The organism is Paraburkholderia sp. (genome assembly GCF_024281035.1).
Lineage (GTDB): Bacteria > Pseudomonadota > Gammaproteobacteria > Burkholderiales > Burkholderiaceae > Paraburkholderia.
On the sequence record NZ_JAMXLH010000021.1, the window covers coordinates 38,013 to 50,010 of the forward strand.

8 protein-coding genes are annotated in these 11,998 nt (G+C 68.5%); 6 read left to right on the top strand and 2 right to left on the bottom strand.

All coding sequences use genetic code 11. The features are described from left to right. The first annotated feature begins 89 nt into the window (after window positions 1-89). Entirely contained in the window at window positions 90-617 is a 528-nt protein-coding gene (locus tag Q0L30_RS05940) for a GNAT family N-acetyltransferase (protein WP_296652513.1), read from the top strand. A 205-nt stretch (window positions 618-822) separates the two neighbouring features. Here the strand turns inward: Q0L30_RS05940 and Q0L30_RS05945 are convergent, their stop codons facing one another. Beyond that, window positions 823-2,145: a gamma-glutamyl-gamma-aminobutyrate hydrolase family protein gene (locus Q0L30_RS05945; protein WP_296652516.1), complete on the bottom strand. Its 1,323-nt coding sequence runs from the start codon at window positions 2,143-2,145 to the stop codon at window positions 823-825. A gap of 142 nt (window positions 2,146-2,287) precedes the next feature. After that, the gene (locus tag Q0L30_RS05950; protein WP_296652522.1) at window positions 2,288-4,045 is read right to left on the bottom strand and encodes a cation:proton antiporter; all 1,758 of its coding nucleotides are present in this window, start codon (window positions 4,043-4,045) and stop codon (window positions 2,288-2,290) included. A gap of 162 nt (window positions 4,046-4,207) precedes the next feature. On the opposite strand from Q0L30_RS05950, the gene Q0L30_RS05955 reads away from it, so the two are divergent. The 5 genes from Q0L30_RS05955 (at window position 4,208) to xdhC (ending at window position 11,993) form a co-directional block, all read left to right on the top strand. After that, window positions 4,208-5,605: an amidase gene (locus Q0L30_RS05955; RefSeq protein WP_296652524.1), complete on the top strand. Its 1,398-nt coding sequence runs from the start codon at window positions 4,208-4,210 to the stop codon at window positions 5,603-5,605. A 223-nt stretch (window positions 5,606-5,828) separates the two neighbouring features. After that, a complete protein-coding gene (locus tag Q0L30_RS05960; protein ID WP_296652527.1) occupies window positions 5,829-6,359 on the top strand; it encodes a disulfide bond formation protein B in 531 nt (176 codons plus the stop codon). 340 nt (window positions 6,360-6,699) lie between these two features. After that, window positions 6,700-8,256, top strand: a complete 1,557-nt coding sequence (gene xdhA, locus Q0L30_RS05965; RefSeq protein WP_296652532.1) for a xanthine dehydrogenase small subunit — start codon at window positions 6,700-6,702, stop codon at window positions 8,254-8,256. After that, window positions 8,253-10,703 (top strand): xanthine dehydrogenase molybdopterin binding subunit, encoded by a 2,451-nt coding sequence (gene xdhB / locus Q0L30_RS05970; RefSeq protein ID WP_296652535.1) that lies wholly within the window; start codon window positions 8,253-8,255, stop codon window positions 10,701-10,703. The genes xdhA and xdhB overlap by 4 nt, the downstream gene beginning before the upstream one ends. 225 nt (window positions 10,704-10,928) lie before the next feature. Then, window positions 10,929-11,993 (top strand): xanthine dehydrogenase accessory protein XdhC, encoded by a 1,065-nt coding sequence (gene xdhC / locus Q0L30_RS05975; protein ID WP_296652538.1) that lies wholly within the window; start codon window positions 10,929-10,931, stop codon window positions 11,991-11,993. The last annotated feature ends 5 nt before the right edge of the window (window positions 11,994-11,998 follow it).

Genomic DNA, 11,998 nt, shown 5'->3' on the forward strand with positions numbered 1-11,998 from the left:
GTCGTCCTGTGCGGGCGCGCTTATCATGCACAATGTGACGCACACGCGCAGCCTTGCGCATCACTCGTTTCGACGTCCCCAGTCACCGCATGTCCATCGCCTCGTTGACACTGCGTCCGGCCACGACCGCCGACGCCCCGCTGATCGCCGCCATGCACGCTGCCAGCTGGCAGGCCACTTACCGTCACCTGCTGCCTGCGGCATTCCTCGACGATGAAGTCGACGCCGAACGCGCGGCCTGGTGGCGCGCACGCATGGAAGCGCCCGGCGGCGAGCGCCGCCTCGTGCTGATCGCCGAGGTCGACGAGATCACGCCCGCCGGGTTCGTGTGCGTCGAACGCCAGCCCGACTCGCCGTGGGGCGTGCTGCTCGACAATCTGCACACGCTGCCCGCCTGGCAGGGCATCGGCGTGGGCAAGCGGCTGATGCGCGCCGCACAGGACTGGGCCCGCGCGCGCGGCGAAGCGCAACTCTATCTGTATGTGCTCGAAGGCAATACGCCCGCGATTGCGTTCTATGAGCGGCAAGGCTGGCAATACTCGGGCGCCGAACCGGATCGCATGGGCGGCGTCGACATCACCGCATTGCGCTACGTGTATCCGCTCGACGCGGCGTGAAACCAGGCTCGGCGCGCGGCAGGACTGGCACGCAGTCCCAATCAATCGAATCCTTCCCGGCGAGCGGCGCCAGCTCACCGGCGCCTTGCGCCCACGCCGCCGCAACACCACGAACCCGTGTTTTATTCACGGGCAGCGTGACACGGTCGAACCGGGCACGCGGCCTCCCCGCGGCCCATCGAACCCGATACGCGCTGGAAACGCGCTAAAAACGCGTCTCGCGCGCCGAGCGCAGAAAGGTATCGAGCAGCGGTGTGCAGTCGAGCAGTTCCGGCCCGCCCGCGCGATGGAATTCCGGATGCCACTGCACGCCGAGCACGAACGGCGCACGGCGGTAGCGCACCGCTTCGATCAGGCCGTCACCGGCAGACACCGCCTCGACCGTCAGATCGCGGCCCAGCGTTTTCACCGCCTGATGGTGGATCGAGTTGACGATCGCCTCGCGCCGCCCCGGAAACATGCTCGAAAGCGTGGAACCCTCGGGGAACGTAACCGCATGACGGTGCTGGTCGTAGTGCTCGCTCACGTGCACGCCCGCGGTCGGCACATCGGTGGCGATGTCCTGGTAGAGCGTCCCGCCGAATGCCACGTTGATCAGCTGGCAGCCGCGGCAAACGCCCAGCACCGGCTTGCCCGACTCCACGAACTCGTGCAGCAACTCCAGTTCATACATGTCGCGCACGCGGTCGCCCGGCCACTCGGGCCGCGCCGCCGATTCCGCGTAGGTCTGCGGCGAGACGTCGGCGCCGCCCTGAAGCAGCAGGCCGTCGAGATGCTTCGCGTAATCGCGCAGGCGGATATTGCTCGGATGCAGCATGCCCTGGTGGCCGACCGTCGGGATCATGAACACGATCACGTCGCGCGACATAACCCAGTGCGCAATCGACTCTTCGAGATATTGCAGCGTCTTGCCGCGCAGGCCCCGCGCGCCCGGCTCCGGATGGAAGATCCGCGCCGATACGCCGATGCGCAGCGTGCGCTGCGTGATGCGCTGCCCCGCGCGGTCGAACAATTGCCGCGCGCGCGCAGCGACGATGCGGCCAAACACGGACCACGCCGAATCGTTCGGCTGCAGATAGCGCGGCGGATTGGGCGGCAGCGCGCCGGGCGGCGGCGGATTCTGCTTGCCGAAGTCCGGCGCCTGGCCGAAACCCGCGGGCGCTGCGCCCGGACGCGGAGTCTCCGCTGGGGCGGGCGCGGTCTTGCCTGCGTCCGTCGTCTGCGGGAGGGGAATTTCAGGCACGTGCGCTGCCGCCTCTTGCTGCGCGAGCGCGGGCTCGCGTGCTGTTCCGCCCGGCCCTGTGGTCGGCCCTGTGGTCGACCCTGTCGTCGATCCTGTAATCGGCGCGCTCACGGGCGCATCGGCCGGGGCTGCGGGCGATGTGGAAGGCGGAGCAGATGGTGAACCGGAAGAAGCGCCGGACGAACCGGCTGAGGCGGTGGATTGGGCGGTGCCGGACGATCCGGCATCGGGGGGACGGCCAGCGCCGTCGGGAATCTCGGAGTGGTCGGAGTTGTTGTCGCTCATGACGTGGGGTCAGGCGCGCGGCGCGCGAACGATTAACACGGGACGATTATGCGTCGCCCCGCCTGGAGCCGCCAGTCCCGTGCACAGTTCCCGCCAGCGGCCACCAGCGCGCCATCGCCGGAGCGCCGGCAAAACCGGGCGTTCACGCGTCGGGCCGCTCGTCGAACGTCTCGCGCAACGCGATCTGCATCGACGCGTGGATCTTCACGCACCAGCGCCACAGCAGCATCGTGAGCCCCGCCGCACCCGCCAGCAGGCCGATCAGATAGCCGGTCGGCGGCAGGATCGTCCGCGAAAGTCCCGCGACGAGGAGGAAAACGCCCACCATCGCGAGCACCGGCACGATTTCGGCGATCGTATGGCGCAGCGCGCGCGTCAAGCGCCCCGCATGCTCGGGATTCACGCTCACCTCGGCCAGCAGCAGCGCGAGCGACTGCATCTTGCGCCACACGGCCACGAGAAACGGCATCGCGATCAGCAGCGCCCCGCCCCACAGCACGACGCGCTGAATGTGCGCATCGGGCAGCCACGCCGACAACGCCGGCGCCGCGTAGTACGCGCCATAGGACACGCCGATGAAAATCGCCGACACGAGCGCGAGATTCACGGCCACCTGCACCACGATGCGCCGCACGAGCGTGAAGAAGGTCGGCCCCGACGAGCGCGGCATGAGGCTGCTCAGCCACTGGCCGTAAAGCGCGAACACGTTCGAGACGGCGGACGGCATGGCGCGCGCGAGCTTTTGCGAAAGCGGATCGGCGAAGCGGATCAGGTACGGCGTCGTGAGCGTCGTGATGGCCGAGACGGCGACGGCAATCGGATAGAGGAAGCCGCTCGTCACCTTGAGCGTGAGGCCGAGCGACGCGATGATGAACGAGAACTCGCCGATCTGCGAGACGGTCATGCCCACGCGCATCGACGTGCGTCCGTCGCTGCCCGCGAGGAAGGTGCCGAGCCCGCACGAGACGAGCTTGCCGAGCACCACCGCCAGCGAAATCACGGCGATCGGCCACGCGTATTCCACCATCACGTGCGGATTGAGCATGAGCCCGACCGTCACGAAAAAGATCGCGGAAAAAGCGTCGCGCAACGGCGCGATCAGGTGCTCGATGCGATGCAGATGCCGCGACTCGGCCATGATCGCGCCGATGAGGAACGCACCGAGCGCGATCGAATAATCGAGCTTCACGACCAGCAGGCAGAATCCGAAGCAAAAGCCCAGCACGGAAATGAGCAGCATCTCGTCGCTCCCCACGCGCGCGACGTAGCCGAGCAGACGCGGCACGACCATGATGCCCGCGAGCAGCGACACCACCATAAACAGCAGCAGCTTGCTGAGCGTGATGAACGCGATGCCGGGCGAGAGTTCGCCGGTCTGCGCGAGGCCGCCGAGCAGCACAAGCATCGCGATGCCGAGAATGTCCTCGACAATCAGGATGCCGAACACGAGCTGCGCAAACTTCTCGCGCTTGAGGCCGAGGTCGGAGAGCGCCTTGACAATGATCGTGGTCGAGGAAATGGCGAGAATCGCACCGAGAAAGAGCGCATCCATGGCGCTCCAGCCGAACGCGCGGCCGATCTCGTAGCCGATCCACATCATCAGCGCGATTTCGGAGACTGCCGCGATGATCGCGGTCACGCCGACCTGGAAGAGCTTCTTCAGGCTGAATTCGAGCCCGAGCGAAAACATCAGGAATACGACGCCGAGCTCGCCCATCGTCTGGATGGTCTGCTCGCCGTGAATGAGCGGAAACGGCGGCGTGTACGGCCCGATGATGACGCCCGCGGCGATATAGCCGAGCACCACCGGCTGCTTCAGGCGATGAAACAGCACCGTGACGACGCCGGCCAGCGCCATCACGACAGCCAGATCCTGAATGAAGCCGATTTCCTGATGCATGCGGGATAGACCTTACAAATTGCTGACGAAGAACGAAATCTTAACCGATGGACGTGCCAATCCCAACTACGCTACGGTGAAAATACGGCCCTACAATAACGAGCCCCTGGCCGCAGTCCGCACGCCGCTGCCGGGCTGGGCAGCTCACTCTTTCATGACGCCATGACGACCGATTTCACCCCGTTTGCCCCGCTTGCCCGGCTTGCCGCCGATCTCGGCGCCGGCCGCACGACGAGCCGCGCGCTCGTCGAAACCGCGCTTGCGCGCATCGCCGACCCGTCGGGCCAGGGCGCAACCGTCTTCACGCACGTCGATGCCGCGCGCGCACGCGCCGTCGCCGACGCGCACGACCGCCTGCGCGCCTCGGGCACCGTGCTCTCGCCGCTCGCGGGCATTCCTGTCTCGGTGAAGGATCTGTTCGACATCGAAGGCGAAGTTACGCGGGCGGGCTCCACCGCGCTGCGCGACGCGCCGCCCGCGCAGGCCGACGCCGCCGCCGTCGCGCGCCTGCGCCACGCGGGCGCCGTGCTGATCGGGCGGACCAACATGAGCGAGTTCGCGTTCTCGGGACTCGGGCTGAATCCGCACTACGGCACCCCGCTCTCGCCGTACCGGCGGGGCATCGCGGGCAAGGCGGGCAAGGCGGGTGATGAGCGCGTGGCGGGCGGCTCGTCGTCCGGGGCGGCGGCCTCCGTGGCCGACGGCATGGCCGCCGTCGCGCTCGGCACGGACACGGGCGGCTCGATCCGCATCCCGGCAGCGTTCTGCGGCCTGACGGGCTTCAAGCCGACTGCCGCACGCGTCCCGAAGACCGGCGCCGTCCCGCTTTCGCCGACGCTCGACTCGTTCGGCCCGATCGGCAACAGCGTCGCGTGCTGCGCGCTCGTCGACCGCATCCTCGCCGGGCTCGCGCCGCACGTGCCGGCCGCGCGCCATCTCGAAGGCGTGCGGCTCGGCGTGCTGACCAACTACGTGAACGACGGCATCGAGCCAGAAGTTGCCGACGCAATCGACACCGCGCTCAGGCACCTCGACGCCGCGGGCGCGATCGTCTCGGAAGTGCGCTTCGCCGCACTCGACCGGCTGCCGGAGATCAACCGCTACGGCTTCTCGCCGATCGAAGCCTACGCGTGGCATCGCGAGCTGATCGCGCAGCACCGCGACGAATACGATCCGCGCGTGCTGACCCGCATCCTGAAGGGCGAGCCGGCCCGCGCCTGCGACTACCTCGACCTGATCGCCGCGCGCGCGGCCGTGCTCGAAGAGGCGCAGGCGACGCTCTGGTCGCGCTTCGACGCCGTGATCGCGCCCACCGTGCCGATCGCGCCGCCGCCGCTTGCGCCGCTCGCCGCCGACAACGACGTCTTCGCGCAGACCAACGCCCTCGTGTTGCGCAACCCGAGTGCGTTCAATTTCCTCGATGCGTGCGCACTCTCGCTGCCGTGCCACCACCATGGCGCGGCGCCGGTCGGGCTCATGCTCGTCGGTGCGCCTTACGCCGACGACGCGCTGCTCGCCATCGGGCGCGGCGTCGAAGCCGTGCTCGCGCCGTTACGCTGAGGTGTGCTGACGGGCACTGATGCACGCTTGAAGTGTGGCGTGAAGCGCGCTGAATGACGCTGAAATCCGGGGATACGGCCCGCCTCGCGCGGGCCGCGTTGTTCGCGAACTCTGCACACGATCAAGTCCGCCAAGCGCGCGGGGCGCATCCTTCGCGCTAGAATCGCGGACACGCCGTCGCAGCCCACACACGCTGCGCCATTCAAATCGCCATCCGACACACATGAACGACGATAACGCGCTGTTGCGCCGCGAGCGCGGCCTCCTGGTCCTCCTCGCTCTGATTTCCCTCGCGCTAGTGGGCGGCGCCCTCTACATGCAGCACTACAGGAGCGAAGATCCCTGTCCGCTGTGCATTATCCAGCGCTACTTCTTCCTGCTGGTTGCCGTGTTCGCGTTCCTCGGCGCGCGTCTGTCGAGCTGGCGCGGCGTGCGCGTACTCGAAGCCCTGGTCGTGCTGTCGGCACTGGGCGGCATCATCGCCTCGGCGCGGCTCGTCTGGGTGCAGGCGTTCCCGAACATGAGCTGCGGCTTCGACGTGCTGCAGCCCGTCGTCGACAGCCTGCCGCCCGCGAAGTGGCTCCCGGGCGTCTTCAAGGTCCAGGGCCTGTGCGAGACGATCTATCCGCCGATCCTCGGCGTATCGATGCCCGCGTGGTCGCTGATCGCGTTCGTCTGCATGTTCGTGACCGTGCTCTCGAGCCTGTGGCGCAACCGTCGCCGCCAGGTGTCGTGGCCCGGCATCCGCCGCTGATCCACCGCCAGTCAGCCAGGCGGCTCATCGCACTCGTTGCATCTGCCGCACCGCTTGCACCGGCTGCGCCCGTGGCGCATGCGGCATATCCGGCACCCGTGGCGCCCATCGCGGCGCCACCGCCGCGCCGTCTTCCCATGGCATCCACCGCCAAAGGGCGGGATCGCACCCGCCCGCCGTCATGACGGCCGCCTGATAACCCCCATCCTCGGCGGGGAATACTTTCCTCGCCCGAGCAGTGCTATCTTGCAAAAAGGATGGCGATCTACGTGCGCGAGGCCGGCTCCGGCAAGCCCCCTGCGTAACGCGCGCCCGATCCGCAATGTCTTCCGGATCCATCATGACAAAGCAAACCATCCGATTCTTGCGCCGGGGCGCCGTGCACGAAGTCAGCGACGTTCCGGTCACGCGCACGGTACTGCAATACCTGCGTGAAGACCTGCATGCCTGCGGCACCAAGGAAGGCTGTGCAGAGGGCGATTGCGGCGCATGCACGGTGGTCGTCGGCGAACTCGACGCCAACGGGCGTCTCGTCCTCAAAGCCGTCAACGCCTGCATCCAGTTCCTGCCCACGCTCGACGGCCGCGCCCTCTTCACCGTCGAAGACCTGCGCGCGCCCGATGGCGCACTGCATCCGGTCCAGCAAGCACTCGTCGACTGTCATGGCTCGCAGTGCGGCTTCTGCACGCCCGGCTTCACGATGTCGCTGTGGGCGCTCTACGAACGCCAGAGCGTCGATGCGGGCGTGCCCTCGCGCGACGAAATCAACCGGACCCTTTCGGGCAACCTGTGCCGCTGCACCGGCTACCGGCCCATCGTCGACGCCGCCCGCAGCATGTTCGACTACACGCGCCACGCACGCGCCGCGCTCGATCGCACGGCCATCGAAGACGCCCTGCACAAGCTCCAGCGCCCCGCCACATTCGAATACCGCGGCCCCGATGCGCGCGGCGCCGGGTACGCCGAAGCCACCTTCTTCGCGCCGCGCACGCTCGCCGAGTTCGCCGCGCTGCGCGCCGCACGCCCCGAAGCGCGCGTGCTCGCCGGCAGCACCGACATCGGCCTGTGGGTCACGAAGCAGTTTCGCGATCTGGGCGATTTGATCTACACCGGCAACGTCGCCGAGCTGCGCGCGCTCACGCACGAGGCACACGCAATCGCGATCGGCGCCGCCGTGCCGCTCGAAGAGGCCTACGCCGCGCTGACCGTCGACTATCCCGAACTCGCGGAACTGTGGGCGCGCTTCGCGTCGCCGCCGATCCGCAATGCGGGGACGCTCGGCGGCAACATCGCGAACGGCTCGCCGATCGGCGATTCGATGCCCGCGCTGCTCGCGCTCGACACGCAACTCGTGCTGCGCCGCGCCGACGACGTGCGCATGCTGCCGCTCGCCGCGTTCTACACGGGCTATCAGAAGAATGCGCTCGCACCGGGCGAGTTCATCGAGGCGCTTCGCGTGCCGCGCCGCGCACCTGCTCTGCGCTTTCGCACCTACAAGATCTCGAAGCGCTACGACCAGGACATCTCCGCGGTATGTGCGGCGTTCGCACTCGACATCGGCGAGGACGGCGTAATCGCGCTCGCACGCGTCGCGTTCGGCGGCATGGCCGCCACGCCGCTGCGCGCCGCCCATGCCGAGGCCGCGCTGAGCGGCGCGCGCTGGGACGAAGCGGCCGTGCTGCGCGCGATGGACGCGCTCGCCGCCGACTACACGCCGCTCACGGATCTGCGTGCGAGCGCCGCGTATCGCATGAAGGTCGCGCGCAACCTGTTGTGGCGCTGCTGGCTGGAAACGCGCGACGACGCTCCGCTCGCGCCGCACGAGGTCAACGCGTTCGCCTTCGAAGGCGAGGACGCGGACAAGGGCAGCGTGGCGCTCGCAGGAGACACGCGATGAACCATCAGTCCGATCCGGTGGTTGCACACACAACGCACACGGGCCGCTCGGCGGCGGGCGCGCCGTTGCCGCATGAATCCGCCGAGCTGCACGTGAGCGGCGAAGCGCGCTACACCGACGACATTCCCGAACTGCACGGCACGCTGCATGCGGCGCTCGGCCTCTCGCGCCATGCGCATGCGCGTATCGTGTCGCTCGATCTGCGCCGCGTGCGTGAAGCGCCGGGCGTCGTTGCGGTGCTCTGCGCCGCCGACATCCCCGGCGAAAACAACTGCGGCCCGGTGGTGCACGACGACCCGGTGCTCGCGAGTAGCGAAGTGCAGTACCTCGGGCAGCCCGTGTTCGCCGTGATCGCGACGAGCCACGAACTCGCGAGGCGCGCCGCCGCGCTCGCCGCCAGCGACAACGTCGTCCGTTACGAACCGCTCGAAGCGGTGCTCTCGATCGCGCAGGCGAAAGCGATGCAGCACTACGTGCTGCCGCCGCTGCGCCTGTCGCGCGGCGAGCCCGCCGCGCGCATCGTCGCGGCCCCGCATCGCATCGCGGGCACCTTCGAAGCAGGCGGCCAGGAACAGTTCTACCTCGAAGGCCAGGTCGCCTATGCGCTGCCACAGGAACAGGACGGCATGCTCGTCTACAGTTCGACGCAGCATCCATCCGAAATGCAGCAGGTCGTCGCGCATCTGCTCGGCTGGCCCGCGCACCGCGTCGCGTGCGAGTGCCGCCGCATGGGCGGCGGCTTCGGCGGCAAGGAATCGCAATCGGCGCTGTTCGCGTGCGTCGCGGCGCTCGCGGCGCACAAGACGGGCCGCCCCGTGAAGCTGCGCGCCGACCGCGACGACGACTTCATGATCACCGGCAAGCGCCACGATGCGCTGTACACCTACGAAGCAGGCTTCGACGATGCAGGCCGCCTGCTCGGCACACGCGTGGAAATCGCGCTGCGCGCGGGCTATTCCGCCGATCTGTCCGGCGCCGTGGCCACCCGCGCGGTGTGCCACTTCGACAACGCGTATTACCTCTCCGATGTCGAGATCGTCGCGCTGTGCTGCAAGACGAACACGCAGTCGAACACCGCGTTTCGCGGTTTCGGCGGACCGCAGGGCGCGCTCGTGATGGAAGTCATGCTCGACGCCATCGCGAAGCAGCTCAACCGCGATCCGCTCGACGTACGGCTCGCGAACTACTACGGCATCGGCGAGCGCGATATCACGCCTTATGGCCAGCGCGTCGAGGACAACGTGCTCGCCCCGCTCACGGGCGAACTGCTCGCGTCGAGCCGTTACGCCGAACGACGCGCCGCGCTCGCCGCGTACAACCGTACGAGCGCGGTGCTCAAGCGCGGCATCGCGATCACGCCGGTCAAGTTCGGCATCTCGTTCAATGTGCCGCACCTGAACCAGGCGGGCGCGCTCGTGCATGTCTACCGCGACGGCTCGGTGCTCGTGAACCACGGCGGCACCGAAATGGGCCAGGGGCTCAACACGAAGGTCGCGCAGGTGGTGGCGGGCACATTGGGGCTGCCGCTCGCGCGCGTGCGCGTGAGCGCCGCCGATACCGCTAAAGTGGCGAATACGTCGGCTACCGCCGCCTCGACGGGCAGCGACCTCAACGGCAAGGCCGCCGAAGATGCCGCGCTCACGATCCGCGCCCGCCTCGCCACGCTCGCCGCCGCCGAATACGGCGGCACGCCCGATGCCGTCATGTTCGAGGACGGCGCGGTGCGGGCGAACGGCGTGTCGATCGCGTTCGCGCAGTTCGTCGAACTCGCGTATATGAAGCGCGTGCAGCTCTGGTCGGACGGCTTCTACGCGACGCCGAAGGTCCACTGGGACGCACGCACGCTGACCGGCCATCCGTTCTACTACTTCGCGTATGGCGCGGCAGTATCGGAGGTGGTGGTCGATACGCTCACCGGCGAATGGAAGCTCGTGCGCGCCGACGTGCTGCACGATGCGGGCCGTTCGATCAATCCGGCCATCGACATGGGCCAGGTGGAAGGCGCATTCATCCAGGGTATGGGCTGGCTCACGACCGAAGAGCTCTGGTGGGACAGCAATGGCCGTCTGATGACGCACTCGCCGTCCACGTACAAGATTCCGGCGGTCAGCGATACGCCCGCCGTATTCGACGTGCGGCTCTATCGCAACGAAAATGCCGAGCCGACCATCTTCAGCTCGAAGGCCGTGGGCGAGCCGCCGCTGTTGCTGCCGTTCTCGGTATTTCTCGCGATTCGCGACGCGATTGGCGCGGCGGTGCCCGAGGCGCGCGAAGCCGCGCCGCTTCGTGCACCCGCGACGCCCGAGGCGATTCTCGATGCACTCGATGCGCTGCGCGCCGGCGTAGCCGCGAGCGCTCAGTCGCCAGCGCTTGCACCCGCGGCCGGAAACGCGGCGCCCGGCCACGCCGCCGTGCCCGCGGCGGCGCGCAACGTGAAGATGGACTGAAAGCGCGAACCAGTTGACGGCTCGCACGCTCGAACGGAGAAGCGACGCACAGGCAACGCACGGGCAACGAACAGGCGCGGCGCGAAAGGCGAGCCAGGCACACCCCGTCGGCGCCTGGCCACGAAGATTAACCGGTATCGAGCAGAATCAAGCGGTACCAACCGGTACAAGCAGTACCAACCGGCGGCACGCCTTGCGCGCCGCCCGACGAGGGAGAAGCGCCAGATGCACGCCTGGCTCACCGATCTGCAACACCTGCTCGCGCGCGGCGACGCCGCCGTGCTCGTGACGGTCGCGCGCGTCGAGGGATCGGCGCCGCGCGACGTTGGCACGAAGATGATCGTGACGCGCGACGCCGCGCGCCACACCATCGGCGGCGGCCATCTCGAATGGAAAGCCATCGAGATCGCACGCCAGGTGCTGCGCGACGGCATGCGCACGCCGCACATGCGGCGGCTCGAACGCCTCGCGCTCGGACCGAGCCTCGGCCAGTGCTGCGGCGGCGCCGTCGTGCTCGCGTTCGAGCGGCTCGATGTGGGCGATCTCGGCTGGCTCGCGACGCTTGCGCGCCGCCTCGCGGCGGGCGAATCGACCGTGCGCAGCGTCTCGTTTCGCGCCGCGCGCAACAGCGGTCCGGGTGCAAGCCAGGAAGCCCAGGGCGGCGCCGCGGCGGCAGCCGATGCCGTAATGCTCTCGCAGCCGGAGCCGGGCGTCGAAGCGCCCGACTGCCTGCTCTGGGAGTCGGGCGAGCACGCGGGCGACGCGCTTCTCACCGAAACCATCGCACCCAACGACTTCCCCGTCGTGGTGTTCGGCGCGGGACATGTCGGCGCGGCACTGGTGCGCGTGCTCGGCACGCTGCCGTGCCGGGTGCGCTGGGTGGACGAGCGCGACGCCGCGTTCCCGCCACCGGAAGCGCTCGCGGCGCTCGGCGCGCCCAACGTCGAGATCGACGCGAACGACGCCCCCGACGAAGCCGTCGACACCGCCGCACCCGGCACGAGCTTCATCGTGATGACGCACGATCATTCGCGCGACCTCGCGCTCGCCGAACGCATCCTGCGGCGCGGCGATTATGCGTTCTTCGGCATGATCGGCTCGCACACGAAGCGCAAGCAGTTCGAGCACCGGCTCGCGGCGCGCGGCATCGATCCATTGCAGATCGCGCGGATGAAGTGTCCGCTCGGCGTCGAAGGCATCGCCGACAAATCGCCCGAAGCCATCGCGATCTCGGCTGCCGCACAACTCTTGCAAGTTATCGGGGCACGCGCGGGCAGTCATTGCGCGTGACATCA

What these genes read in the sequence shown, in the direction of transcription:
- xdhB (WP_296652535.1), top strand. Translation starts at nt 8,253, where the DNA reads ATGAACCATCAGTCCGATCCGGTGGTTGCACACACAACGCACACGGGC.
- Q0L30_RS05940 (WP_296652513.1), top strand. Translation starts at nt 90, where the DNA reads ATGTCCATCGCCTCGTTGACACTGCGTCCGGCCACGACCGCCGACGCC.
- xdhC (WP_296652538.1), top strand. Translation starts at nt 10,929, where the DNA reads ATGCACGCCTGGCTCACCGATCTGCAACACCTGCTCGCGCGCGGCGAC.
- Q0L30_RS05950 (WP_296652522.1), bottom strand. Translation starts at nt 4,045, where the DNA reads ATGCATCAGGAAATCGGCTTCATTCAGGATCTGGCTGTCGTGATGGCG.
- xdhA (WP_296652532.1), top strand. Translation starts at nt 6,700, where the DNA reads ATGACAAAGCAAACCATCCGATTCTTGCGCCGGGGCGCCGTGCACGAA.
- Q0L30_RS05955 (WP_296652524.1), top strand. Translation starts at nt 4,208, where the DNA reads ATGACGACCGATTTCACCCCGTTTGCCCCGCTTGCCCGGCTTGCCGCC.
- Q0L30_RS05945 (WP_296652516.1), bottom strand. Translation starts at nt 2,145, where the DNA reads ATGAGCGACAACAACTCCGACCACTCCGAGATTCCCGACGGCGCTGGC.
- Q0L30_RS05960 (WP_296652527.1), top strand. Translation starts at nt 5,829, where the DNA reads ATGAACGACGATAACGCGCTGTTGCGCCGCGAGCGCGGCCTCCTGGTC.